The organism is Mesorhizobium terrae, assembly GCF_008727715.1.
Classification (GTDB): domain Bacteria; phylum Pseudomonadota; class Alphaproteobacteria; order Rhizobiales; family Rhizobiaceae; genus Mesorhizobium; species Mesorhizobium terrae.
In genome coordinates this window covers 2,798,498-2,822,949 of the sequence record NZ_CP044218.1, presented here as the reverse complement: position 1 = coordinate 2,822,949, position 24,452 = coordinate 2,798,498, and the positions used below count along the sequence as shown (strand labels likewise).

Genomic DNA, 24,452 nt, shown 5'->3' with positions numbered 1-24,452 from the left:
AGCATTTGTAAATCCCGTCGACCGACCACACCCAAAAATGATTGTGAATCTATCGAATAGTCGGCGCGAACGGCTTCGACCAATCCTCCATCCCAACTAACCCAGATGGGATTCGAACCTGTCATCAACGACAGATCGGTAAAGATCGTCTTCCACTACTGATACTATCACCTTCCGCAACCATTCGTCGGGAGACAGCCCCAACGCCGCCAAAGCCCCTAATCGTGGCAGCGCTAGTGTCGTCGTGAAAGATTTTCTCGATTTCCGTCGACAAATGACCGCGACCGGTCAGGAAGCCAACAAAGCCGCATTTTGCATTTGATCAACGCGCAACAGCTAGCTGGGGAATTTTGTAGCGCTCTGTATGGTGGCGCTTAGGTTGCGGGCGCCATACCCGGGAAACTTAAAGATCGACGCAAATTGCATGTCTGCTAGAGCCGGGAACTGGCATGCAACCCACAATTCGGGCCGGCGGCTCATCCGTGTCGCAGTCATCAATTAGAGCCAAATAGCGCATCTAGATTGGGGCCGAGAGCGGACTGGCTGGTTTCGGGTGAGAACATCGAGAAAGCGGTCGTCCGGCCGCAATCTCTATCTTTCTGGGATAACTTTGCGCTCATCATGCGGGCATAAGCTTGCTGAAACTCAGGCATATCGGTGAGAGCCTGTCGCGAAAGCAGGAGGGAAAACCGCGCGATCTTCTAGCGTCATTTCTTGCTAATTCGTCGAAACGCCAGAAACAATAATGCAAGGAAGCCGCCTTTCACAACCTAAGGCGACGAGGGTGCTTCGCTTTCGGAAAACCGAGCCCCTCCCCCCAATAAGCGAGAGAGGTTTGCCGCAACGCCCAGAGTTAGCCGGCAACACGTATCGAAACTGGTATGCTCGCCATACCGTTCGATATAGGGGACCGTCAGCGCGGCGATGGCTTCGCCCGTGTAGTCGATAACCGGAGCCGAGATGTTGACCACGCCGCGGATCACGAAGCTGTCTACAACCTCATAGCCACGCTTTCGCACCTCCGCGAGGTCCTCGCGAAGACGCACTTCGCTCACATCTTCAGGTAGCGCTACCCGGTCGAACATGGCAGCGAGGGTCTCTTCGGGCTGAAACGCCATCATGACGCGACCAGATGATGCGCGCCAAAGATCGACCCGTGTTCCAAGGCGCACGGAAAGCACGTGCCTTGCCGGAGGATCGACCTGTGCTGCAATGAGCACCGCGTCTTCCGAAAGCACCGCCAAATGCACGGACTGATTGATTGCGATTGCCAACTCCCGCATTGCGGGGCCAGCCGCTGTTGAAAGTCTGCGAATGATCGACGTCTTGTGCGCAAGTTCGAACAGCTTCGTCGTCAGCACATTACGGTCGGACGTTCCGTCTTGAGCGATGTAACCTCGTGCCTCCAGGACAACCAACATGCGGAATATCTCGGAAACCGAGCGGTCGAGTTCCTTCGCGATCTCGGTTTGAGTCAAACCGCCTTCTGAAGATGCCAGCAGTTCCAGAATATCGAGCCCCTTTTCGAGCGCAGGGGCCGTGTAACGTGGGGATGATGCATCCGGATCGGAGATTGGCGGTCGATTCATTGTTGCCGGCTCCCAAAGCTCGGATCGCCAGCGGCTGGAGGTCTCCGGCACCGTTATACGGAAGCCGGCAGGTTGCGCCGCAAGAGAGGTCGATCCTTCTCCTAGTGTTTGTGACAATTCTCCAGCGAATCGCTGTTCGTCAAACCATATGGAGCGAAATGCTAGTTCAATTGAAGGGGGACGGGCGGACGCTCCATCGCATCGAAACAGGCTTCCACCAGCGCCATGGTTTCGAACGCGTCTTCAACGCCGGAGAACAAGCGGTCGTCTTCGCCCGCGTCGAAGCGCTGGACGTTGCGCATCGGTCCCATGAAGCTCTCAATGAACCAGCTTCCCGTTAGCGGCACCTGTCGCCATTCGCCGCCGTTCGGACAGAACCAAAGCTCGTCGGCTTCGCCACGTGGATAGTCGAAACAAACGCCGAGCTTGATCATCATGGTCGCCTCGGTTCCCTCGATACGAAACCATGCCGACTGGAATTTCCGCCCAGCCTGGTGATTGTGATTGATGCTCATCAGCCCGCGTCGCTGGTCACCCCAATCAAGCATGACACTGGTTCGCGTCTGAGCGAAACCCGGCGCCCGCGGGTCACCCATCGATCGTGCAAACACCCCTTTCGGCGTACCGAACAAGGCACGGATGCTGTCGAGGTAATGGATCGAGTGAACGAGTATCTCCACTCGATCCATCGTCAGCAAGAAGGGAAACAAGGTCCATGGTGTAAAGATGTTCGCATGCACTTCAATCTCCAGAAGATCGCCGATCAGGCCCTTCGCGATCGCCTGCCGCGCCGCCATCATCATCGGCGAAAACCGGAGCTGGAAATTGACCGCAGCCTTGAGCTTTCGCTCCCGGCACAGTGCCCGTATTTCTCTGGCGCCGGCGAGATCCAAGCCCATCGGCTTCTGGATCAGCACGGCGGCATGCTCGGGCAAATCCCGCAACACACTCAAGATCGCAACCGGCGGTACAGCCACATCGTAGACGCAAGTTGTCCCCAGCGCCGCAACGGCGGCCGCCACCGATCCATAGACCTTGCCGATGTCGTGGTCCGCGGCGAGCGCGCTGCGCCGGCCCGCGTCGAGATCGGTCACCGCGCACACTTTCAGTCCGGCCTGATTGTATGCGGGCAGATGAGCATCGCGTACGATGCCGCCAGCCCCGACAATCGTTATTGGCTTGGGGTTGTTCGGTGCCGGCCAATTCTGCTCGGAATGCTCGATCGATGTCATGGCGTACCCTCTTTCTTCACTAGGAGGATGTGTTCGCAGTACATCACCGTCTTGGCGTCCTGATTGGTCGTCTCGCATATCTCGACAACCTGTCCGTATCCCAACCGCTTCGGGTCGTCGGCCTTTCGGCCAATCGTGATCCTGGTTCTGAGCGTATCGCCTGCGAAAACCGGATTGGGGAAACGCAGCCGTTCGTAGCCATAGGTCATTGCATGCGGATTTATCTGGGTCGCGGTGAGACCGATGCCGATCGCAAACGTCATCGTTCCATGTGCGAGGCGCTGGCCGAAGGGCTGCCCCCGGCAAAACTCGGCGTCCATGTGGTGTGGAAAGAAATCGCCGGAGTGTCCGGCGTGAATGACGATATCGGCCTCTGTAATCGTGCGTCCGCCTGACTGACGCACGTCGCCGACCCTGTAGTCCTCGAAGTGCTGGGGGACTTCCATTGCTCTCTCCTTGATTTTTACAAATTTGATATATGAAAAAGAATTTGACAAGTGAAAATACGTCTGCGATGTGTTGCCCATCAAAAGCGGCCGCGCCTGCCACGAAGAGGGCAGACACCATCCTGGGAGGGAGATGCCGATGGCCGAAATCGGCGTTCGAGCCAGGGGATTACCCGGCCTGCCAAAAGAGCACGCCGCCATTCCTGTCTGGAATTCAGAGGACTGGTACTTCGAGGATTTTCAAGTCGGCGATCAAATAAGGTCGATCCGCCGTACGATCGCCGAAGGCGAGTCCATGCTGTTCAACAGCCTGGTCATGGACCATCACCCCTATGTCAGCGATGACATGTTCGCCAGGGAAGAAGGAGTGTTCGGGCGGCGGCTCGTGGCGGGCGCGTTCGTTTTCTCACTTGGCCTCGGACTGGCGGCAACGAACTGCTTGAATTCCTTCTCATACGGCTATGACCGCCTGCGCTTTATCAAGCCGGTGTTCATCGGGGACACAATCTACACGATCCGCAAGAACCTCCATAAGGAGGTTCACAATGAGACGATGGGCAAGCTCAGGGTCAGTTATTCGGTCTTCAAGAACGAAGGCGAGATTGCCCTCTACGCCGAACACCTTTTGACTGCATCCTACCGAAATCCGGCCGATTTTGCCGAAGAGGCCAGGAAAAGACAGAACCAGAAGGAGCCCGCGCGTGGCTGATCTGCGTGGGATGACCTGGGATCATTCGCGCGGCTTTGACCCGATGGTCGCCACCTCGCTCGACTATGCCAGACGGCATCCGGGTGTCAGCATTACCTGGGAAAAGCGAAGCCTTCAGGCCTTCGCCGACCGGCCTATCGCGGAAATGGCTGAAACCTACGATCTGATGGTGATCGACCATCCGCATGTTGGCGAGGTTGCCCAGCAAGGAAACCTGTTGCCGCTGGACGGCCTGCGCGACGATGAGATGGCGCGGCTCGCGGCGTGCTCGGTAGGCTTGTCGCATCCATCCTATCAATTTGCCGGACGGCAATGGGCTTTGGCGATCGATACAGCCACGCCGGTCGCTTGCCTGCGTCCTGACAGACTGAGGCAAGCCCCAGCACTGTGGCGCGAGGTGCTGGACCTTGCCCGTAAAGACGAGGTTGCGTTTGCCCTGGTTCCGATCAACGCGTTGATGACGTTCTTCGGCATCGCTCGAAATCTTGACTACCCGGTCGCTGAGACTGACGACGATCTGCTGGACCGGGAACATGCCGGGCATGTGCTTGAGCTGCTGGCCGAGATCGCGGGCCTGATGGACAAGCGCTGCCTGTCGCTTGACCCGATTGGCATCTATGAATGGATGGGCCGCGACGCAGATGGTCCCTCCTATTCGCCGTTCGGCTACGGCTATACAAACTATTCGCGGGACGGTTTTTGTCCCCATCTCCTGGTATTCCACGACGCGCCCGGTATTTCGCAGGCCACACCGAAAGGCACTGTCCTCGGCGGCACCGGCATCGCGGTGTCGGCCTTCAGCAAACACAAAGACATTGCGGTCGACTACGCCTTCTGGATTGCCGGAGGCGATTGCCAGCGTGGCCTTTTCACATCGAGTGGCGGTCAACCGGCTCACGCGGCCGCGTGGGATGACGACGTCTGCAACAACACGACAAGCGACTTCTTCAGGAATACGCGCCGGACGCTCGAGACGGCCTGGGTGCGTCCCCGCTACCATGGATACATGAAACTGCAGGATCGCGCAGGCGACATCGTCCACGCCTTCCTGCGCCGCGAAGCCGACAGCGCCGCGACAATAGCCTCACTTAACACCGCTTATCGGGAGTGCAGATCATGATGCTCCCCCTCGATGGCATCACGGTCATCGATTTTTCGCAGTTTTTGTCGGGGCCATTGGCCACCCTCAAGCTTGCGGACCTCGGCGCCAGGGTCATCAAGATCGAACGTCCGGGTACCGGCGATCTCTGCCGCACACTCTATCTCTCCGACACCGAGATCGGAGGGATGAACTCACTCTTCCAGGCGATCAACCGCAACAAGGACAGCTTTTCCGCCGATTTGCGTGACCCGGACGACCGGGCGCTCGTGCGCGGACTTATCGCGCAGGCTGATGTCGTGGTGCAGAATTTTCGACCGGGCGTGATCGAGCGACAAGGTTTCGGCTATGAAGACGTTCGCTCGATATCGCCGAACATCGTCTATGGCTCCATCTCCGGCTATGGCGAAGCCGGCCCATGGGTTGACCTTCCCGGGCAAGATCTGCTCGCCCAGGCCCGGTCCGGTTTGCTTTGGCTGACTGGCAGCGCGGACGACCCACCCACACCTATGGGGCTCGCCGCCGCGGACATCCTGGCGGGCAACGCGCTCGCCCAGGGCATTCTGGCCGGACTGGTCCGGAAAGCTCGAACCGGCAAGGGTGCGCAAGTGCAAACCAGCCTGCTGGAAGCTCTGCTCGACTTTCAGTTCGAAGTTCTGACCACCTATCTCAATGACGGCCGTCGAGCGCCCCATCGTTCGGCCGTCAACGGCGCCCATGCCTATCTGGGCGCACCTTATGGCGTATACCGCACCGCCGACGGCTGGTTCGCCATTGCCATGACCCCTTCTCTGGAGCGCTTGGCGACCCTCATGCAGGTTCCGGGCCTCGAGCGCTGGTATGGTGACGCCAAAGGCTTGATGCGCGATCGCGACGAGATCAAGCGCATACTTGCCAAGGCGATCGAGGCGAAGACGACAGCCTATTGGATCTCCATTCTGCAGCCTGCCGATATCTGGTGCGCGGAGGTTACCGACTGGCCTCGTTTGCTCGAGTCGGAAGCGTTCCGCCGGTTGTCGATGATCCAGAACCTGTCAGGACCTGGTGTGAGCCTGGAGACGCTGCGCGGCCCGCTCCGCATCGATGGCGAAGTCCTGACAAGCAGCAAACCCGCGCCCGAACTTGGAGCCGACAAGGCGCGCATCATCGAGGAATTTGGCCTGACGGCCGGATGCGGGCGCAGCAGGGAACAGCGCTCGTAACAACAACACAAACACGTTGAGGAGGAAATAATGTCGAACATGCTTGGAAAATTGGCTGTGGGGTTGCTCCTGCTTTGCGGTACGTCCGTGACGTCGGTGGCGCAGGATTACGGGTCCTTCCCAGGCTATACGCTTCGAGTGAAGCTGATCGGCGGTGCGCAGTACGAGCCGCTCTATGCCGAGATCCCGAAATGGGAGAAGGCGACCGGAGCCAAGGTCGAGATTCTCAGCCGAAAGAACCACTTCGAACTCGACCGAGAGATCAAGCAGGACATCGCCGCCGGCACGCTCAACTGGTGCGTCGGCTCGAACCACACCTCTTTCGCGCCGCAATACGGCGATATCTACATCGATCTCAAGACTGTGATCCCGGCAGACGTGCTGGCTCAGTTCGATCCACTGGCGATCAAAAACTCGACGGTCAACGGCTCGCTGGTCCAGCTGCCGCGCCATTCGGACGTATCCAATCTCTTCTACAAAAAGTCGCTGTACGAAGATCAGGCCAACAAGGATCGTTTCAAGGCCAAGTATGGCTACGACCTCGCGCCGCCTGAAACCTGGGACCAGGTGAAGGATCAGGCGATTTTCTTCACCAAGGCGCCTGACTTCTACGGCACCCAGTATGTCGGCAAGGATGAAGCGATTACAGGACGCTTCTACGAAATGCTTGTCGCCAACGGCGGCGCGCTGTTCGACGACAAGTGGAACCCTACCTTCAACTCGGAAGCGGGCGTCAAGACGGTCCAGTGGTTCAAGGACCTTTACGACGCCAAGGCGGTTCCCGCGGGCGTGATGAACTATCTGTGGGATGACACGGGTCTCGGCTTCGGCTCCGGCACGATTGCCATCAACCTCGATTGGGCCGGCTGGGCTTCCTATTTCAACGACCCGGCGAACTCCAAGATCGCTGGCGATGTCGGCCTCGTGCGGGCCCCGAAAGGTGCCGGCGGCAAGCGTACCGGTTGGGCGGGAAGCCACAGTTTCTCGATCACCAAGGGATGCGACAACAAGGCTGCCGCGGCATCGCTCATCACCTTCCTGACGGACCATGACCGTCAGATGATCGAAGCCCGCAAGGGCTTGCTGCCGACCCGCACGAAGGTGTGGGAGGACGTGACCGCCGAATTCAAGGCCAAGAACAATCCATTCATGGTCAAGGTCTTCGAGACCTACAAGGTTTCGATGTCGGAAGACGCTTTCACCCCGCCGCTGATCCAGCCCTGGATCGAAGTCTCCAACGAAATCTGGCCGCGCCTGCAAAAAGCCATTCTGGGCGAAATGACCCCGCAGGCAGCGCTCGACGAGGCGGCCAAGGAAGCGCGCCGCATCATGGAGGATGCCGGCTACATCAAGTAGCGGCCTATGGCTATCGGACGCCGGTTTTCCGGCCGGCGTCCTCCATCTTTCTTGAGGTTTGGAGGGTGTTTCGTGAGCAAGGCAAGCAAGGCGTTGCCATTCTGGCGTAGCGGGGCGTCCACACCCTTTCTGCTGCTCGCTCCGGCGCTGATCACAATGGCATTCGTGGTTCTCGTTCCGCTTGTCTTCTCACTTTACACGAGCTTCACCGGTTATCGCCTGGTCCGCCCCGAAACACTCTACACCGTCATTGGCTGGCGCAATTACGCTCGGGCCCTGACAGACTTCGATTTCTGGATCGCGTTCGGACGCACGATTTTGTTTCTGACGATCGCGATCAATCTGGAATTGCTGCTGGGGTTAGGCATTGCGCTTCTGATCAACAAGGTCACCTGGGGTCAGCGGACACTGCGAACAATCATGATGTTTCCCATGATGTTCTCGCCGATCCTCGTCGGCTTCCAGTTCAAGTTTATCTTCAACGACAATATCGGCATCTTGAACAACGCGCTGCTCGCTCTTGGGCTGATCGCGACGCCCCTGCCCTGGCTCGTGAACGGAGCGCTGGCAATGTTCTCGCTCGCCTTCGCAGAAATCTGGATGAGCACTTCGGTGTTCGCGATCCTGCTGCTGGCTGGCCTGTTCGCCATGCCCAGCGATCCGCTCGAGGCGGCGAAGGTTGACGGCTGCAATACGTGGCAGGTGTTCCGGCACATCACGCTGCCGTTCATCATGCCCTTCGCCTACATCGCAATGACCATTCGTTCGCTGGATGTGGCCCGTGCCTATGACATCGTCAAGGTGATGACCGGTGGTGGGCCTGCCGGCCGCACCGAGCTTCTGTGGACGATTATTGCCCGCGAAGGCTATGACAACGCGCGGATGGGGATGGCCAATTCGATGGCTTACATCTCCACCATCCTGTCGATCCTATTCACCTGGTATTTTTATCGGAAGCTGGTTTCCGCCCGCCGTTACATGGGAGGCGAGCAGTGAGCACGACCGAGACATTCCATCCTCCGATCAATCAGCGCTTGAAGTCCGCGGGCCTGTGGCTGGCCACTTTCCTGCTGATGATCATCATGTGCGTGCCGGGCCTCTGGGTGGTGCTTTCCGCGTTTCGGCCGAACAGTGAAATTCTGGCCAAGCCGCCGGTGTGGATTCCGCAGAACCTGACGCTGGACAATTTCCGCAAGATATTCGGCCTCGGCTCCGAACAGATCGGCTTGCCTGTCGGCAGCTACTTCATGAACTCCGTGATCATTGCGGCGACCTCGACGTTCATTGCCCTCGTGATCGGCATGGCCGGCGGCTATGCGTTTGCCCGTTATCGTTTCGCAGGCAAAGGCGGGATATTCCTCGGCCTGATGCTGTTCAGGGCTGTGCCGGGCATCGCCCTCTCCCTGCCGGTGTTCATGATCTGGTCGAAGCTTGGCCTGATCGACACGAAACTCGGTCTCGTCATCGTCTATGTAAGCCTCAACGTTCCCTTCACGATCTGGCTGATCGACGGCTTCTTCCGGCAGATCCCCCTGGCGCTTTCAGAGGCAGCACAGGTCGATGGATGCACCCGCTGGCAAGCCTTCTGGAAAATCGAGTTTCCGCTTGCACGTTCGGGCATCGCAGCAGCTGGCGTCTTCGCCTTCCTGACGTCTTGGAACGAATTCGCGCTCGCCAGTCAGCTCACGCGCTCAACAGATTCAAAGACGCTTCCGGTCGGCCTGCTCGACTTCACGGCTCAGTTCACGATCGATTGGGCAGGCATGTGTGCGATGGCCGTCATCATCATTATCCCGGCGCTCGCGCTGACTTTCCTTGTCCAAAAACATCTGATTGCCGGTCTGACATTCGGCGGCGTGAAAGGTTGATCCCATGGCTGAGATTGCTCTCAAGGGTGTGATGAAGGCCTATGGCAAATTCCTCGTTGTTCATGGCGTCGACCTGGACATTGCGCACGAGGAATTCGTCGTACTGGTCGGACCTTCGGGGTGCGGTAAATCCACCACCTTGCGAATGATCGCCGGGCTGGAGAACATTTCCGGCGGGACGATCTCGATCGGTGACCGCATCGTCAACGACCTGCCGCCGCGCAAGCGCAACATCTCCATGGTCTTCCAGAATTACGCGCTCTATCCGCACATGAATGTGCGGGAGAACCTGGGTTTCGGCTTGAAGATCGCCGGAATGGCCCCGGCAGAGGTCGAGCAGCGTGTGAACGAGGCGGCCGGCATCCTTTCGCTCTCCAGCCTGATGGATCGCACCCCCGCAGAACTCTCCGGCGGCCAGCGTCAGCGCGTCGCCATGGGGCGCGCCATCGTGCGCCATCCGGACGTATTCCTGTTCGACGAGCCACTGTCCAATCTCGATGCCAAGCTGCGCGGTCAGATGCGCGCCGAGATCAAGAAGCTTCATCAGAAGGTGAAAACGACCGTCGTCTACGTGACGCATGACCAGGTGGAGGCGATGACGCTCGCTGATCGTATCGTGGTCATGCGCGATGGCCGTATTGAGCAAGCAGGCGCGCCGATGGAGGTATTCAACCGGCCGCGCACCACTTTTGTCGCGACATTTATCGGCTCACCTCCCATGAACATGCTGCCAGGGAAGATTAACGCTGGCGCGGTGCAGCTTGCCGATGGCAGCTCCATTCCGATCCCGGAGAGGCTCAAAGCCAAGACCGAAACAGGCCAGGAAGTGGTGCTGGGCATCCGACCGGACGACATAAGCCCTGTCGGACATGGTCTCTCGCAGGATGGATCGGGAGCGACGCTGAGGCTCACTGTCGAGCTTTCGGAGCCGCTCGGCATGGAAAGCCTGCTCTATACACGCATTGCCGGTCAGGAAGTGCAGGCCAAGCTCTACGGTCCAAGGCTCGTCAAGCCGGGTGAGACCTTGGATTTCCGACTCGCGCTGGATCGTGCGCATCTGTTCGACACGACGAGCGGCCTCTCGCTGGAGGCCGCATAATGGCGCGGATCAAACGTGTCGAAATCCGCATGGTGGACCTTAAACCCAAGGTCCAACGCACCGACGCGATCCAGAGTTTCGTCAGCCAGGAGACCCCCTTCGTGGTCGTCACCGACGAGGATGGCGCGTTCGGCGTCGGATACAGCTACACCATCGGCACGGGTGGACCGGCCGTAGTCTCTCTCCTGAAGGAAACGCTCGCTCCGATGCTGATCGGTCGCGAGGCCGAAGAGATCGAGCGCATCTGGCGCGATCTCCTGTTCAAGACCCATGCGACGGCTGTCGGCGCGATAACGTCGCTGGCGCTGGCAGCCATCGATACAGCCTTGTGGGATTTGCGCTGCATGCGCGCCAGCCTGCCGCTCTGGCGGATGGCGGGGGGTGCCAAACCGAGCATAGATCTCTATTCGACCGAAGGCGGCTGGCTTCACATCGAAACAGCGGCGCTTGTCGACGACGCCCTGGCGGTCAAGGCGCAAGGGTTCGCCGGCTCCAAGATCAAGGTCGGGCGTCCCACACTGATGCAGGATTCCGAACGCCTTGCCGCAGTGCGTGCAGCGGTTGGTGACGATTACCGCCTGATGGTTGACGCCAATCAGGCGTTTCATTTCCATGAAGCTCTCATGCGATCCCGCATGCTGGCCGAGCATGGCGTATCATGGTTCGAAGAGCCTATGCCGGCCGACGATCTCGCCGGGCACATCAGGCTGGCGCAGCAATCGCCTGTGCCGATTGCAGTCGGCGAGAGCATGTATTCGCCAGGCCAATTTGCCGACTATCTGCGCATGGGCGCCTGCAGCATCGTGCAGGTGGATGTCGCGCGCGTCGGCGGAATAACGCCTTGGCTCAAGGTGGCGCATATGGCTGAGGCGATGAACGTCGCAGTATGCCCGCACTTCCTGATGGAGCTGCATGTCAGTCTCGTCTGCGCCATCCCGAACAGCTGGATGCTCGAGTACATCCCCCAACTCGACACGATTGCAGGCAATAGGCTGGATATTCGGGACGGCCGCGCGTTCCCGTCCGATGCGCCGGGCCTGGGTATCGATTGGGACATGCCGGCCATTGTCAGCCAGACTGTTGCCGGCAGTCATTCGGTTCACGGAGGCTGAGATGAAGCGGATGGGAATGGTCATCGCGCTGAAGCCGGAAACGGTTGCCGAATACAAGCGGCTTCATGCGGCGGTCTGGCCCGAAATCCTGGCCAAGATTTCCGACTGCCATATCACGAACTATTCGATCTTCCTCAGGGAACCGGAGAATCTGCTCTTCGGCTATTGGGAATATGTCGGCATCGATTTTGCGGCCGACGCCGCGAGAATGGCTGCCGATCCCCGCACCCAGGATTGGTGGAAGGTATGTATGCCCTGCCAGGAACCCCTTGCGACACGCAAGGACGGCGAATGGTGGGCGTCGATGGACGAGGTATTCCACCATGACTGAACTGAGGCAAAAACTCGAAAGCTGCTACACCAGCGTCCTGCATGATGTGATGCGCGGCGCAGGCTTGCGCAACTTCACCTTGCCGCCAAGAATACGCGCCCTCAGCCCCGAAGGCGTTCTGACGGGACCCGCCTTCACAATCGAAGGTCGGATCGACGAGACCGCCAGCGCGCACGAAACACTGCTTGCTTGGACGGGCCTGCTTTCCAAGGCAAAGCCCGGGCACATCTGGATCAGCCAACCGCACAATCACATCATTGCTCAGATGGGCGAGCTTTCCGCCGAGACGCTCAAAGCCAAGGGCGTGCTTGGCTGTGTGGTCGACGGCGCGCTGCGTGACACGAATTTTATCCTGCGATTGGGGTTTCCCTGTTGGGGTACCCACAACACGCCGCGCGACGTCGTCGGGATGTGGATGCCGACGGCAACCGAAGTCCCAATCCTCATCGACGACGTCCTCATCCGGCCTGGCGATTGGCTGCATGGTGATCGCGACGGAATGATCGTCATCGCGCATGAGCGGCTAGATGAGATCGCCGAAGCGGGCGTAGCAGCCATGAGCAAGGAGAGCCTCGTGCGCAAAGCCATCCTTTCAGGCATGGACCCACAGCAGGCCTATCTGCAGCATGGAAAATTCTGATGCAGATCGTGGCGCTCGACGTTCGCGGTTGCAAGGTTCCGGAGCGGTTTGCCTCTGTGACGAGCCTCGCGAGTGGCTCCACCGGAAATATGCAGTGTCTCGTCTACACGGTGCATACCGATGACGGCCGCAGCGCGTCCTGTTTTGGCTTCGGTGGAAAGTCGGTTCGCGGTGCCGGCGTTCTTGCAGCAGATGTGTTGAGGCCGTTTCTGGTCGGCCGAAATGTCCACGAACGGGAAGCACTTTGGCACGACCGGCGCAAAGCGGACCGCTGGTGGGATCTTCTGCCCGTCTACAGCTGGGGTCCGGTTGACTGCTGCCTGTGGTTGCTCTCGGCACAGGCTGCGGGTTTGCCGCTCTACCGGTATCTGGGAGCAGCGCGCCGCGACGTCCCGGTCTACGCCTCGTCCTTGCTCCTGCCTGACGCCGCGGCCTACGCGGCCGAGGCGCTGGAGGTGAAGCGCGCCGGCTTGCGCGGCTACAAGCTGCATCCACCCTGCCGGTCGGTCGAAGAGGATATCGAGATCCACGAGGCCGTTCGTCAGGCCGTCGGCGACGATTTCGCGTTGATGTCGGACCCGGTTGAGCCGAGCTATGGATTCGAGGGGGCGCTGAGACTTGGACGCGCTCTTGAGGAACTCGGCTACCTCTGGCTTGAGGAGCCCGTTCCCGACGAAGCCGTCGGAGCGCTTGCCGAACTTACCCGCATCCTAGACATCCCCGTCATCGGTGGCGAAATTCTGGCAAAGCACCCCTATTCGCTCGCCGACTATGCCGCTCGCCGCGTCGTGGACGGCCTGCGGGCAGACGTCTCATGGTCCGGGGGAATAACCGGGGCCCTGAAAACCGCCCATCTCGCCGAGGCATTCCATATGCCTTGTGAGTTTCACACAACGATCTTCCATCCTCTCGAGATCGTGAACCTTCATTTGTGCGGCGCGGTGCGCGGCTGCGGATGGTTGGAAGTTCTCTGGCCGATGCAGCAGTTTTCCTTCGGCCTGAAGGGTGACCTGCCCATCCGCGACGGCATAGCGACCATGCCGGAGCTGCCCGGCATGGGGATGGATCTCGATTGGGACGCCATAGACGACGCGACTTTTGAGGTGTTCTGACCATGACCGGCTCAAAAGAAAACGACCCACGCCTCTTGCTGCTCGCCCCCAATGATAGTGTGTTCGTTCTGCGCGATCAGATCGAGGCGGGAGAGAGCATTCTCGTCGAGGGGAAGCGCGTGACAACCGCCCACCGCCTCGGCCTTGGTCAGAAGATCGCGCGCAAACCGGTGGGGATCGGGGAGAAAGTGCTCAAATACAACGCCCCGATCGGATCGGCGACTGCGCGGATCGAGGTTGGCGATCATGTTCATCTTCACAATCTCAAGAGCGACTACACGGCAACCCACGCCTTGAACAAAGGAGACGGAGCATGAGGGGCTGGCTGCGCGCGGACGGCCGCAAGGGCATCAGGAACGTTGTTGCGGTGGCCTATCTGGTGGAATGCGCCCACCATGTTTCGAAGAAGATCGCCGAAGCCGCGCCCGACGATGCGCATCTGATTGGCTTCCCCGGATGCTACCCCAATCCTTATGCCCAGAAGATGATGGAACGGCTTTGCACACATCCCAACGTGGGCGCTGTCCTGCTCGTTAGTTTGGGTTGCGAGAGCTTCAATCGGTTCGCGTTGAGGGAAGTCATTGAGACGTCAGGCCGCCCGGTGCACACGCTGGTCATCCAGCAGAACGGCGGCACGCGCGCCACGATCGCCGCAGGCGTGGAATGGGTGAAGGAGCAAGCAGGCAGACTGACGTTGGAGCCAACAGTCCCGATGGATGTCAGCGAGCTGATCGTCGGGACCGTGTGCGGCGGATCGGATGGCACATCAGGCATTACCGGCAATCCGGCCGCGGGTATCGCATTCGATATGTTGGTGTCGAACGGGGCCGCGTGCATCTTCGAGGAAACGGGTGAACTGATCGGTTGCGAGGACATCATGTCGTCGCGCGCGGCGACACTTGAACTCGGCGATATCCTACGCGAAAGCATCGGCAAGGCCGCACGCTATTATGCGACGCTCGGTTATGGCAGCTTTGCCTCCGGCAATGCCGATGGCGGTCTTTCCACGATCGAGGAGAAGTCGCTCGGCGCTTACATGAAATCCGGACAATCGATGATCTCCGGCTTGATCAAACCGGGTGACATTCCACCGAAAGGCGGCCTCTATCTGATGGATGTCGTGCCGGACGGTGAGGTCCGCTTCGGCTTCCCCAATATTTCCGACAACGCCGAGATCGTGGAAATGATGGCGTCCGGTGCCCATTGCACCTTGTTCGTGACAGGTCGGGGGTCGGTTGTCGGCTCTGCCATTTCACCGGTCATCAAGATTGCGGCCAACCCGCATATGTATGCGCGCCTCTCCGAGGACATGGACGTCAATGCAGGGCGCGTCTTGACCGGCGAAGCGACACTGCAGGAGATCGGCAAGGAAATCTACGACCTCGTCCTAGCGCTGGCTTCGGGAGCCAAGTCCAAATCGGAGGAGCTCGGACATCGCGAATTCATCCTCACTTACAAGCAGTTCGAGCCAATCGGGCCGTCTTGCCTGCCGATCTGAAGGAGAAATCATGCCCCGTCTCAAAGGCAAGACCGCGCTGATCACCGCTGCCGGTCAGGGGATCGGCCGGGCGACCGCCATCGCCATGGCGCGCGAGGGGGCGCGCGTGTTCGCGACCGATATCAGCGAAAGCGCCCTCGCTACACTTTCGGAGTCAGGGGTTGAGCAGCGCCTTCTCAACGTCCGGGACACCGACGCCATCGCCAGAATTGCCGATGAACTCGGAGCCGTCGACATCCTGTTCAACTGCGCGGGCTTCGTTGCCAACGGAACCATTCTGGATTGCGACGAGGATCAATGGGCCTTCAGCATAGACCTCAACCTGACGGCCATGTTCCGCATGTGCAAGGCGTTCTTGCCCGGCATGATCGACAAGGGGAGCGGATCGATCATCAACATGTCCTCTGTCGCATCGAGCGTGATCGCCGCGCCGAACCGCTTTGTTTATGGCGCGACAAAGGCGGGCGTTATCGGACTGACCAAGTCAATCGCTGCCGATTTCATCACCAAGGGTATCCGCTGCAACGCGATCTGCCCCGGAACGGTCGAAAGCCCTTCGCTCGAAGAGCGCCTGCGTGCCACTGGCGACTACGACGCGGCAAAGGACGCATTCATTGCGCGTCAGCCCATCGGCCGGATCGGCAAAGCCGAGGAGATAGCGGCGCTGGTCGTCTATCTCGCCAGCGACGAAAGTTCATACACGACCGGGGTCGCGCATGTGATTGACGGCGGATGGTCAAACACCTGACGGGAAGGAATGGATATGAAGCTGTTGCGATTTGGACCGCCAGGCACCGAAAAGCCCGGTATCCTGGGGCATGACGGAGTCATTCGCGATCTCAGCGACATCATTCCGGATATTTCCGGCGATGTGCTTTCCGACGGCAGCCTCGCAAGGATCGGGTCGGCCAATTTGGGCGTGCTTCCAGCCGTCGATGCTGGTGTCCGTCTGGGGCCCTGCGTGGCGGGAACCGGAAAATTCATCTGCATCGGCCTCAACTATGCCGATCACGCTGCGGAATCCGGAATGCAGGTTCCCCCCGAACCTGTCATCTTCATGAAGGCGACAAGTGCGATCTGCGGACCGAACGACCCCATCGTCATCCCTCGCGGTTCCGAGAAGACAGACTGGGAAGTCGAGCTGGCCGTCATCATCGGCAAGAAGGCGAAATACGTCTCAGAGGCCGATGCGATGGATTACGTTGCCGGATATGCCGTCACCAACGACGTCAGCGAGCGCGCCTTCCAGATTGAGCGTTCGGGACAATGGACCAAGGGCAAGAGCTGCGACAATTTCGGCCAGATTGGCCCCTGGCTCGTCACCCGCGACGAGGTGGCGGACCCACAGAACCTCGACATGTGGCTGAAGGTCAATGGCGCGACGATGCAGAATGGCTCGTCACGGACGATGGTCTACGGCGTCGGGTTTCTTGTCAGCTACCTCAGCCAGTTCATGAGCCTGCATCCCGGCGACGTTATTTCCACCGGGACCCCTCCCGGTGTGGGACTGGGTCAAAAGCCTCCGAGATACCTCAAAGCCGGCGATGTGGTCGAATTGGGAATCGCTGGCCTTGGCCGGCAGCGCCAAGACGTGATCGCCGATTGATTTTCGTCACAAGGATTTGGCGCCATGCAATTGATCGACACCCACCAACACCTCATCTATCGCGACCAACTGGGCTACGGCTGGACCAACGGCATCCCGGCACTTGCTTCCGGCAACTTCACGCGGTCTGACTATGGCGAACTGACGCGCGGCGATGACGTCATCGGAACGGTGTTCATGGAAACCGGCGTCGATGACGCCGACTACCAGAAGGAGGCAAGGTTCGTCGCCTCGCTCGTCGGCGGCGATGGCCTCTTGGCGCAGGTCGCTTCATGTCGTCCGGAGATAGACGAAGGGTTCGACGCCTGGCTCGACGAATGCGATCGGCTATCCGTCGCCGGTTTTCGACGGATCCTCCATGTTGTCGACGATGAGATGTCGCGCTCCGAAACATTCCGTAAGAACCTGCGCAAGATCGGTCGCAAGGACCTGGCGTTCGACATGTGTTTTCTCGCGCGTCAGTTGCCTATCGCGGCGGACCTTGCCAAAGCCTGCCCGGACCAGCGTTTCGTGCTGGACCATTGCGGCGTTCCCGATATTGCCGGCGATGCATTCTCAGTATGGGCTGACGCAATTTCGGAAGTGGCTCGCTCCCCGAATGTGAGCGTGAAGCTGTCGGGTGTGACGGCCTATTGTACTCCAGGCACTGCGAATGTCGAAACCTTGCGACGCTGGATCGATCATATCGTTCAAGTCTTTACGCCGGCACGGATCGTGTGGGGCGGCGATTGGCCGGTCGTCAATCTCGGGTCCGGACTACCGGCCTGGATCGAAATCACCAAAGAACTGCTGGCAGACCTCTCGGCTGACGAACAGGCAGCGATCGGCACAGGCAATGCCCGACGCATTTATCGGTTATCCTGACTGCGGTCCGAAACCTTCTCGCTGGAGTGACCTCCTCGACCGTTCTTAGCGTGGCTTGCCCTCCATTTAGATCTCCGGCGATGTCCGCTTTACGCGGTTGTGAAACTGGCTCCAGAGACCGAGAAGGGTGGGGACCGGCCGTCAACGTGACAGCGCCCCCACACGATCCAGCGCTGTGGCGAAGCCCGGCAACAAGATCCAGAGCGGAGCAGCGGCGCCACCACTGGAAGGTGATCCCGGAATCGAGCGCCAGGCCGAATGGTAGGGCGGTGTATCTGAGAGAGAGACCCTCTTTCGGATTGCCGGCGGTCCTCCGTCAGAACTTGACGTTAAAGTTTGCCTTGACGGACTGGTCGGACATGCCAGAGCCGAACTGCCCGCCATAGGTGACGCCGAGCGTGGCGGCGGGTGTCAGCGCGAAGTCGAGGCCGGCCTCGATCACGGCCGCGTTACGGGCGATCGGAACGCCGCCGATCGAGAAGGCATTGCCGCCGCCGGCGAAGCGCATCGTCGAGAACGGGGTGACGTCGCCGAAGGCATGACGCCAGCCGAGCATGCCCCGCGCCGTCGTATTGACGTCGCCCATCGTGAACGCTGTCGAGGCGCGCAGGCCCAGCGTCGTGAAGGTCGCGTCGCTGGTGGCGCGCTGGCTGCTCAGCGCGGCCGCCCCGCCCTGCTCGGTGAAGCCGTCGGTATGGACGCTGACATAGGCAAGGTTGGCGAACGGTTCGAAACGGGCAGCACCGGCCGTGATTCCATAGCCGAGCTCGCCGAAGACTTGCGCGGTCGCAGCATTGTAGTTGCCCTTCAGACTGTCGCCGAAGCCGGGGAAGATCACGTTCCGCGAGGTCGAGATGTCGTGCCAAGTGTAGGCCGCGGCGGTGCGGAAGGCGAGATCGCCCCAGGTGGTGCCGCCATAGAAGCCGACATGGTAGTTGTCGCTCGCGCCGGAGGAGCGGCGATCCTTCAAATCGAAGTCAGTGCGGCTGTAGCCGGCGACCGCGCCAAAGCGCCAGGTCTCGAAGACAGGAGTGTCGGCGCCGATGAAGAAGCCGCCTGTCTTGCGGTTGAGACGCGCGGCATTGCCGTCACTGTCGGTGTGGCCCCAGGAGCCAAAACCCTGGCCCCAGACCGCGAGGCGATCGGTCGTGGCCGGAGCCATCCCCCGCTGGCCGTCATAGGTCGCGACTGCGGCTTCTGAGGCGCCGATCGTACCGAAGGCGGCGCGCAGGCGATCGTTGACGGCATTGCGGACGAAGCGGCTGTCCTCGATCAACGCCGTGCGAGCCGAAGGATGGATCTCACCCGAGAGCTGGTCGAAGGCGTATTGCGCGGCTGCGTCGGTCGGAAGCCAGGCAACAGCCGTGTAGACAGGATCGCCGATGCCCAGGCTCTCCGCCCCGCCGCCAGTCGCGATCTGGTTCGGGGTCAGCCCAGCCGAGGTGAAGGATTTGGTCTGCGCCACGTCGAGATAGACGTGGGTCGGGTCGTAGCTGTCGACGAGGCCGATAAAGGCCGAGAGCTTGGTGTTGCCGGTGAGCGTATAGGTCCCACTGACGCCACCATTGGCCTGCAGCACTGTGTAGTGCGTGCCAATGACATAGGGCGCTGCGTCGAGCTTGATCATATCGAGGAGCGCGCCATTGCCAATCGTCGCCGCGCCGGTCGCATTGATGCGATCGGACTGGCCGGTCGAGGTCAGCTCGACCTGGTAGGTCGAGCCGGCGGCCTGGGTGAGGTTGCCGTTGATCGTCAGCGTGCCGATCGAGTTGCCCGGGCCGATGATGCCGCCGGCATTGGCGACGACGCTGCCAGCCGTCCCATTGCCGCCGAGGATACCGCTGCCCGAGACTGTGACCGCTGAATTGGCGATCGAACCGTTCACGGCCAGGCGGCCACGGGTCACATAGGTGGCGCCGGTGAAGCCGCTGGAATCGGCAGTCAGGTTTGTGTTGCCGGCGATCTGGTTGATCGTGCCGGCGCCGCTGATCCCCGGCGCGAAGATGTAGTTCGTGTCGGTGTGGTTGAAGTTGATCGTGCCGGTGCCCGAGCCAAACACGACGGACGTGGCGCTCAGCGTGCCGGCGCCCGTAGCAGCCGACCCTGACGCACCGCCGATGTTCAGCGTGCCCACCGAGCCGGGCTGCAGGGCGATCATGGCGACACCGCCCGTCGACACAGTACCTCCGTTGGCGATCGTCAGCGTGCCCGTACCGCCAGCGCCGACAAACAGACCCGAGCTATTGGCCCAGGTGGAGCCTGCCCCGTCGACTGTCGCCGAACCGATCGAGCCCAGATTGACGCCCAGATAGCCGGTTGTGCTGCTGACCTTGCCGCCGTTGGAAACGATCAACGTGGCTGAGCCGTCGAAGCCGATGCCAAGGGAGCCGGTATTGGCCCAGGCGGAGCCGGCGCCATCGACCGTCGCCTTGCCGTTGGAGCCTTGATTGACGCCCAGAAAACCCACGTCGTTGTTGACCGTGCCGCCATTTGAAACGGTCAATGTGCCCGAGCCGTCGAGGCCGACGGCAAGGCTGCCGCTGCTGGTCCAGGTAGAACCCGCGCCGTCGACCGTCGCCGAACCAATGGAGCCCTGTTTGACGCCGAGGAAGCCGGTCGTATTGCTGACTTTGCCGCCGTTGGAAACGATCAACGAGCCGGTGCCGTCGATGCCGACGCTAAGGGAGCCGCTGCTGGTCCAGGTCGAACCTGCGCCATCAACTGTCGCCGTGCCGTTAGAGCCCGCGGCATCGCCCACGTAGCCGGAAGAACTGGTGACGGCGCCGCCGCTCCGGATATTGAGCGTGCCCGCGCCGTCGCGGCCCACAAAAAGGGCGCCGCTGTTGGTCCAGAACGATCCCGCACCCGTGACCGTCGCCACGCCCGAAGATCCGGCGCTGAAGCCGATATCACCTTCATCGCTGATCGCGCCGCCGCCGCCGCTGATCGTCATGCTGCCGTTGCCGCCGGCCCCAACGAACAGGCGCTGAGTTGCTGTCCAGAGCGAACCTGCCCCATCGATCGTCACCGTACCGGTGGCGCCCGCGATCGCGCCGATGATGCCGGCATCGCCGCTGGCCTTGCCGCCATTGGTGATGCTCAACGTCCCGACGCTCGATGTGCCGACTGCGATGCCGGTCAGTGTGTTCCAAGCCGAACCGGCGCCGTCGATCGTCACGGTTCCCGCGGAACCTGTGCCATAGGCGAGATATCCAATGTTGCTGGTGACGACACCGCCATTGGTGATTTTCACGTCGCCCGCGCCGTCGTAGCCGACATACAGATTGCCGGCGTTGCTCCATGACGAGCCGGCGCCTGTGACCGTTACCGTTCCGGCGCCACCAGCGGCGAAACCCACATAGCCAGTGTCGTTGCCAACCATGCCGCCGCTCGTAATCGTCACCGTACCGATGGCCTGGATACCGACAGCAAGGGTCCCACCGTTGCTCACCGCACCACCGTTCGAAACCGTCAGCGTGCCGGCGCCCTGGACGCCGACACCAAGGCCCCCTGCATTGGTCCATGTCGACCCGGCGCCGTCGACAGTCGCGGTGCCGGTGGAACCGGCGAGGTTGCCGATATAGCCGTTGGAGCCGGCGCTCACCGTGCCGCCGCCCTGGATGTTCAGCGTTCCCGCGCCCGAATGACCGACAACGACGTCCGTGTTGTTGTTCCAGGTCGAGCCGGCGCCTGTGACCGTCATCGTGCCGGCAGAGCCGGTCAGAAAACCCAAATAGCCGGTGTCGTTCTTCACCGCGCCGCCACTCGAAATCGTCACCGTGCCCGTGCCGAGGGTGCCAACAACAAGGTTTCCACCGTTGTTCACCGCGCCGCCGTTGGAAACCGTCAACGTGCCGATGCCTCCATAGCCGACAGCAAGGCCTCCTCCATTGGTCCATGTCGAGCCGGCGCCGTCGACCGTGGCCGTGCCCGTGGAGCCGGCGAAATTGCCGATGTAGCCGTTGGAGCCGGCGCTCACCGTGCCGCCGCCCTGGATGCTCAGCGTTCCTGTGCCGGAATAGCCGACCGTGACGTCTGAGCTGGTGGTCCAGCTCGAACCGGCGCCTGTGACGGTTACCGAGCCGGCCGAACCGGCGTCGTATCCCACATAGCCGGTGTCGTTGCTCACCGCGCCGCCGTTGGCGATGGCGAGCTTACCTTGGCCGCCTTTGCCGACAACAAGGGCTCCGCCGATGCCCCAGGTCGTGCCGGCGCCATCGACGAGGGTCGTGCCTGTGGAGCCGGTGAGGTCGCCGACAATGCCAATGACGCTATTCACCGTCCCAGCATTGAGAATGTTGAGCGTGCCGTCGCCGGCTCGGCCGACGGTCAAGCCGCCGTTATTTGCCCAGGTCGAGCCCACCCCGTCGACCGTCACCGTGCCGATTGAACCGGCGAGGTAGCCGACCCAGCCCGCAGCATTGCTCACCGTAGCGCCGTTCGAAATGGTCAACGCAGCCGTGCCTGCCAGGCCGACGTTGAAGTCGCCAACATTGGTCCAGGTCGAGCCTGCGCCGTCAACGGATCCGATGCCATGGGACCCTGCTTGCACCCCGAGATAGCCGAAGTAGCTGCTAACTGCGCCACCGTTCGAGATAGTGAGTGTGCCGGCGCCGTAACTGCCGACTCTGATATCCTGCCCGACAGTCCAGGCCGAACCTGCGCCGGTGATCATCACCGTGCCCGTCGCCGTGGCGGCTTTGCCGATCTCACCGATGGTGCTGCTGACCGTGCCGCCATTGGAGATCGTCAATGCACCTGTGGTGAGCGAGCCGCTACCTAGATAAAGATACAGCGCTGCGGCATTTGCCGCATTCACAACCGTCGGATTCGGCGTGACGGTGTCGATCGTAACCACGTCCGCCGCTGTCGGGACGGCGGAAGTGCTCCAGTTTCCGGCTGTAAACCAGTCGGTGGATGTCGCACCCGTCCAATCGGCCGCTCTGGCAGCATCAGGCAAGGCCAGTCCAGCCGATAGCGCCATCGCGAAAACGGAGGCCGACGACAGAAGGCGGCGAGCACCGAGCGCCCCCGGCCCGAGAGACTTCAAATATGATGCCTTGTGGATCCCGAGACTATCCATGCGAATGTAAACCCCCAAATTCAACAACAGCTTGGCTTCGTGTTCGGAGCTATTGCATCGGGTTTCGAAATGGTCTTGCCCTGTACTGCGGCAGAATTGCCCTGGAGTGCGGTGGGAGTTTTTTTGGTACAGCGTTACCGTCAGGCAACGGTAGAGTTCCGTGCTGTCTGGCGTTGCGCACCACGAATGATGAGCCCCGCCGGGAGCGCGACCAGGTCCTCTGAACCCATCCGGGAACAGTTTTCAGCGGACGACCAATCCGGGAGTTTCGCCTGGGTTCCGGCCGAAGAACGTCCGTACCAGATCGCAATAGGCGGGCAGCCCTTCACCGGCGATCCGCGATCCAACTTCCGCATAGCTCTCGTCGAAGTCCTTGCGGTACCGGCGCTTGATGGCGTCCAGCGTCATACCGCGAGGGTCGATCATGCGTGACATGGCCACCGGGTCAAAGGTCAGGCCGGGACAGGCTCCGTCATGGACACGCAGCAGGAAGCCAATGATTCCAGCGACATCCTCCGGCTTCGGTGGCTTGGCACGGCCTTTCTCACCTTGGACAAGCAGGAGCGCCAGTACCGATATGACGCCGAGAGTGAGGGGAATGCGAAAAAGGCCTCCGGAAATCGGGCAGGGAGCGGTCGGCAACTCAGACTTCGCTGAGGGACGAGGGCGCGCCGAATGCCTCACGGATATCGCGGGTTCCGATCTGTGTCTTGCCCTGGAGAGCGGTCGATTTGCCCTGGAGCGCAGCGATAGAAGAGCGAGCCCACAAGGTCGCGACAAGGCATGTCGAGCCGTTGGCGCTACCGCGCGGAACCCGGTGTGCAGCCGAAACGATGGCGAAAAGCACGGTTGAAATAGGAAAGACTGCTGAAGCCGCAGGAATAGGCGATCTCGCTCACCAGCAACTTGTCATGGGCTCGGCTGGACAGGACCTGCCGCGTTTTCTGCAATCGCAATTCAAGGACGTGCTCGGCAAAACTCGAGCCGGTCTCTTCCAGAAGTTCATGGACATAACGCACAGACAACCCGAGTTCCTGTGCAACCTTCCGTGCGGAGATATCGGGATTGGTGAAACCGTCCTCGATCTTGGCCAGAATTGCCTGTGATCGAGCCGCGCGCAGGCCTCGCAAGCTCGCGATCTCGGCAGCTTCACCCTTGGCGCCGATCGCAAGGCCGACCAGATCAACGACCATCTCGCTGACATGCGCAATGAGATGGGGAGCGACCAGAGGCGGGCCGAGTTCAATCATGCGGCAGTAGCGTGTGAGCAGGCCCAGCGCCTCGCTTTCAGCATCGATGCAGACCGCCAGCCGATCATCGATGTGCTTGAATGCGGCGGCGAGCACATCGCGGGGGATCACCACATTGGTCCAGAGATTTTTGTCGCCGCCGATCATCCTCGACGGCTCGGACGCCGAAACCAACGCCGCTTGGCCAGGTCCGATACTGTAGTCGCGTCCAACCTGCGTGCCGGCCAACGCCGTATCGCCCCTGTTGATGAACAGGAGATAGCCATCATGCCCATCATCGGCGACGTTCCTAGCCTGTCTCTTGGACTGCCTGATCGTGCCGGCCATCTGGCCGAGGATCAGCGGACCTATGATCG

22 protein-coding genes are annotated in these 24,452 nt (G+C 60.7%); 16 read left to right on the top strand and 6 right to left on the bottom strand.

What is annotated here, in order from left to right; translation table 11 throughout:
* Positions 1–770: 770 nt before the first annotated feature.
* From FZF13_RS14990 to FZF13_RS14980, 3 genes are all read right to left on the bottom strand, one after another.
* Positions 771–1,589, bottom strand: coding sequence for an IclR family transcriptional regulator (locus FZF13_RS14990; RefSeq protein ID WP_024926954.1), 819 nt, complete (start codon positions 1,587–1,589; stop codon positions 771–773).
* A 161-nt stretch (positions 1,590–1,750) separates the two neighbouring features.
* On the bottom strand, positions 1,751–2,821 hold the full coding sequence (locus FZF13_RS14985; protein WP_024926955.1) for a Gfo/Idh/MocA family protein: 1,071 nt from the start codon (positions 2,819–2,821) through the stop codon (positions 1,751–1,753).
* Positions 2,818–3,267 carry a MaoC family dehydratase gene (locus FZF13_RS14980; RefSeq protein ID WP_024926956.1) on the bottom strand — a complete coding sequence of 150 codons (450 nt, stop codon included), beginning with the start codon at positions 3,265–3,267 and terminating at the stop codon, positions 2,818–2,820. Before FZF13_RS14980 ends, FZF13_RS14985 begins: the two co-directional genes overlap by 4 nt.
* A 139-nt stretch (positions 3,268–3,406) precedes the next feature.
* Between FZF13_RS14980 and FZF13_RS14975 the strand changes: the two genes are divergently transcribed.
* The 16 genes from FZF13_RS14975 (at position 3,407) to FZF13_RS14900 (ending at position 17,763) form a co-directional block, all read left to right on the top strand.
* Positions 3,407–3,976 carry a MaoC family dehydratase gene (locus FZF13_RS14975; RefSeq protein WP_024926957.1) on the top strand — a complete coding sequence of 190 codons (570 nt, stop codon included), beginning with the start codon at positions 3,407–3,409 and terminating at the stop codon, positions 3,974–3,976.
* The gene (locus FZF13_RS14970) at positions 3,969–5,096 is read left to right on the top strand and encodes a type 2 periplasmic-binding domain-containing protein (protein WP_024926958.1); all 1,128 of its coding nucleotides are present in this window, start codon (positions 3,969–3,971) and stop codon (positions 5,094–5,096) included. Before FZF13_RS14975 ends, FZF13_RS14970 begins: the two co-directional genes overlap by 8 nt.
* Positions 5,093–6,277 carry a CaiB/BaiF CoA transferase family protein gene (locus tag FZF13_RS14965; RefSeq protein WP_036255099.1) on the top strand — a complete coding sequence of 395 codons (1,185 nt, stop codon included), beginning with the start codon at positions 5,093–5,095 and terminating at the stop codon, positions 6,275–6,277. The genes FZF13_RS14970 and FZF13_RS14965 overlap by 4 nt, the downstream gene beginning before the upstream one ends.
* A 30-nt stretch (positions 6,278–6,307) precedes the next feature.
* Positions 6,308–7,633, top strand: a complete 1,326-nt coding sequence (locus tag FZF13_RS14960; RefSeq protein WP_024926960.1) for an ABC transporter substrate-binding protein — start codon at positions 6,308–6,310, stop codon at positions 7,631–7,633.
* A 156-nt stretch (positions 7,634–7,789) separates the two neighbouring features.
* A complete protein-coding gene (locus tag FZF13_RS14955; RefSeq protein WP_051504896.1) occupies positions 7,790–8,629 on the top strand; it encodes a carbohydrate ABC transporter permease in 840 nt (279 codons plus the stop codon).
* A gap of 77 nt (positions 8,630–8,706) precedes the next feature.
* On the top strand, positions 8,707–9,501 hold the full coding sequence (locus FZF13_RS14950; RefSeq protein ID WP_081766986.1) for a carbohydrate ABC transporter permease: 795 nt from the start codon (positions 8,707–8,709) through the stop codon (positions 9,499–9,501).
* 4 nt (positions 9,502–9,505) lie between these two features.
* Positions 9,506–10,600, top strand: coding sequence for an ABC transporter ATP-binding protein (locus tag FZF13_RS14945; protein ID WP_024926963.1), 1,095 nt, complete (start codon positions 9,506–9,508; stop codon positions 10,598–10,600).
* Positions 10,600–11,712, top strand: coding sequence for a mandelate racemase/muconate lactonizing enzyme family protein (locus FZF13_RS14940; RefSeq protein WP_024926964.1), 1,113 nt, complete (start codon positions 10,600–10,602; stop codon positions 11,710–11,712). The genes FZF13_RS14945 and FZF13_RS14940 overlap by 1 nt, the downstream gene beginning before the upstream one ends.
* 1 nt (position 11,713) lies before the next feature.
* Positions 11,714–12,043, top strand: coding sequence for an L-rhamnose mutarotase (locus tag FZF13_RS14935; RefSeq protein WP_024926965.1), 330 nt, complete (start codon positions 11,714–11,716; stop codon positions 12,041–12,043).
* A gap of 49 nt (positions 12,044–12,092) precedes the next feature.
* The gene (locus FZF13_RS14930; RefSeq protein ID WP_244431302.1) at positions 12,093–12,683 is read left to right on the top strand and encodes an RraA family protein; all 591 of its coding nucleotides are present in this window, start codon (positions 12,093–12,095) and stop codon (positions 12,681–12,683) included.
* The gene (locus FZF13_RS14925; RefSeq protein WP_024926967.1) at positions 12,683–13,795 is read left to right on the top strand and encodes an enolase C-terminal domain-like protein; all 1,113 of its coding nucleotides are present in this window, start codon (positions 12,683–12,685) and stop codon (positions 13,793–13,795) included. Before FZF13_RS14930 ends, FZF13_RS14925 begins: the two co-directional genes overlap by 1 nt.
* Positions 13,796–13,797: 2 nt before the next feature.
* On the top strand, positions 13,798–14,112 hold the full coding sequence (locus tag FZF13_RS14920; protein ID WP_024926968.1) for a UxaA family hydrolase: 315 nt from the start codon (positions 13,798–13,800) through the stop codon (positions 14,110–14,112).
* Positions 14,109–15,293: a UxaA family hydrolase gene (locus tag FZF13_RS14915; protein WP_024926969.1), complete on the top strand. Its 1,185-nt coding sequence runs from the start codon at positions 14,109–14,111 to the stop codon at positions 15,291–15,293. Before FZF13_RS14920 ends, FZF13_RS14915 begins: the two co-directional genes overlap by 4 nt.
* Positions 15,294–15,303: 10 nt before the next feature.
* Positions 15,304–16,041, top strand: a complete 738-nt coding sequence (locus tag FZF13_RS14910) for an SDR family oxidoreductase (protein WP_024926970.1) — start codon at positions 15,304–15,306, stop codon at positions 16,039–16,041.
* Positions 16,042–16,056: 15 nt separating this feature from the next.
* Entirely contained in the window at positions 16,057–16,899 is an 843-nt protein-coding gene (locus FZF13_RS14905) for a fumarylacetoacetate hydrolase family protein (protein WP_024926971.1), read from the top strand.
* A gap of 24 nt (positions 16,900–16,923) precedes the next feature.
* Positions 16,924–17,763, top strand: coding sequence for an amidohydrolase family protein (locus FZF13_RS14900; RefSeq protein ID WP_024926972.1), 840 nt, complete (start codon positions 16,924–16,926; stop codon positions 17,761–17,763).
* Positions 17,764–18,079: 316 nt separating this feature from the next.
* Here FZF13_RS14900 and FZF13_RS14895 read toward each other — a convergent pair whose 3' ends face one another.
* The 3 genes from FZF13_RS14895 to FZF13_RS14885 form a co-directional block, all read right to left on the bottom strand.
* Positions 18,080–22,621 (bottom strand): autotransporter domain-containing protein, encoded by a 4,542-nt coding sequence (locus FZF13_RS14895; protein WP_024926973.1) that lies wholly within the window; start codon positions 22,619–22,621, stop codon positions 18,080–18,082.
* Positions 22,622–23,089: 468 nt separating this feature from the next.
* The gene (locus tag FZF13_RS14890; RefSeq protein ID WP_024926974.1) at positions 23,090–23,488 is read right to left on the bottom strand and encodes a hypothetical protein; all 399 of its coding nucleotides are present in this window, start codon (positions 23,486–23,488) and stop codon (positions 23,090–23,092) included.
* Positions 23,489–23,646: 158 nt separating this feature from the next.
* A complete protein-coding gene (locus FZF13_RS14885; RefSeq protein ID WP_373426381.1) occupies positions 23,647–24,423 on the bottom strand; it encodes a helix-turn-helix transcriptional regulator in 777 nt (258 codons plus the stop codon).
* Positions 24,424–24,452 lie beyond the last annotated feature (29 nt).

Excerpts from the sequence above, each read along its gene's own strand:
- FZF13_RS14990 (WP_024926954.1), bottom strand. The coding sequence starts at position 1,589 with ATGAATCGACCGCCAATCTCCGATCCGGATGCATCATCCCCACGTTAC.
- FZF13_RS14985 (WP_024926955.1), bottom strand. The coding sequence starts at position 2,821 with ATGACATCGATCGAGCATTCCGAGCAGAATTGGCCGGCACCGAACAAC.
- FZF13_RS14980 (WP_024926956.1), bottom strand. The coding sequence starts at position 3,267 with ATGGAAGTCCCCCAGCACTTCGAGGACTACAGGGTCGGCGACGTGCGT.
- FZF13_RS14975 (WP_024926957.1), top strand. The coding sequence starts at position 3,407 with ATGGCCGAAATCGGCGTTCGAGCCAGGGGATTACCCGGCCTGCCAAAA.
- FZF13_RS14965 (WP_036255099.1), top strand. The coding sequence starts at position 5,093 with ATGATGCTCCCCCTCGATGGCATCACGGTCATCGATTTTTCGCAGTTT.
- FZF13_RS14960 (WP_024926960.1), top strand. The coding sequence starts at position 6,308 with ATGTCGAACATGCTTGGAAAATTGGCTGTGGGGTTGCTCCTGCTTTGC.
- FZF13_RS14955 (WP_051504896.1), top strand. The coding sequence starts at position 7,790 with ATGGCATTCGTGGTTCTCGTTCCGCTTGTCTTCTCACTTTACACGAGC.
- FZF13_RS14950 (WP_081766986.1), top strand. The coding sequence starts at position 8,707 with ATGATCATCATGTGCGTGCCGGGCCTCTGGGTGGTGCTTTCCGCGTTT.
- FZF13_RS14945 (WP_024926963.1), top strand. The coding sequence starts at position 9,506 with ATGGCTGAGATTGCTCTCAAGGGTGTGATGAAGGCCTATGGCAAATTC.
- FZF13_RS14940 (WP_024926964.1), top strand. The coding sequence starts at position 10,600 with ATGGCGCGGATCAAACGTGTCGAAATCCGCATGGTGGACCTTAAACCC.
- FZF13_RS14935 (WP_024926965.1), top strand. The coding sequence starts at position 11,714 with ATGAAGCGGATGGGAATGGTCATCGCGCTGAAGCCGGAAACGGTTGCC.
- FZF13_RS14930 (WP_244431302.1), top strand. The coding sequence starts at position 12,093 with ATGCGCGGCGCAGGCTTGCGCAACTTCACCTTGCCGCCAAGAATACGC.
- FZF13_RS14925 (WP_024926967.1), top strand. The coding sequence starts at position 12,683 with ATGCAGATCGTGGCGCTCGACGTTCGCGGTTGCAAGGTTCCGGAGCGG.
- FZF13_RS14920 (WP_024926968.1), top strand. The coding sequence starts at position 13,798 with ATGACCGGCTCAAAAGAAAACGACCCACGCCTCTTGCTGCTCGCCCCC.
- FZF13_RS14915 (WP_024926969.1), top strand. The coding sequence starts at position 14,109 with ATGAGGGGCTGGCTGCGCGCGGACGGCCGCAAGGGCATCAGGAACGTT.
- FZF13_RS14910 (WP_024926970.1), top strand. The coding sequence starts at position 15,304 with ATGCCCCGTCTCAAAGGCAAGACCGCGCTGATCACCGCTGCCGGTCAG.
- FZF13_RS14905 (WP_024926971.1), top strand. The coding sequence starts at position 16,057 with ATGAAGCTGTTGCGATTTGGACCGCCAGGCACCGAAAAGCCCGGTATC.
- FZF13_RS14900 (WP_024926972.1), top strand. The coding sequence starts at position 16,924 with ATGCAATTGATCGACACCCACCAACACCTCATCTATCGCGACCAACTG.
- FZF13_RS14885 (WP_373426381.1), bottom strand. The coding sequence starts at position 24,423 with ATGGCCGGCACGATCAGGCAGTCCAAGAGACAGGCTAGGAACGTCGCC.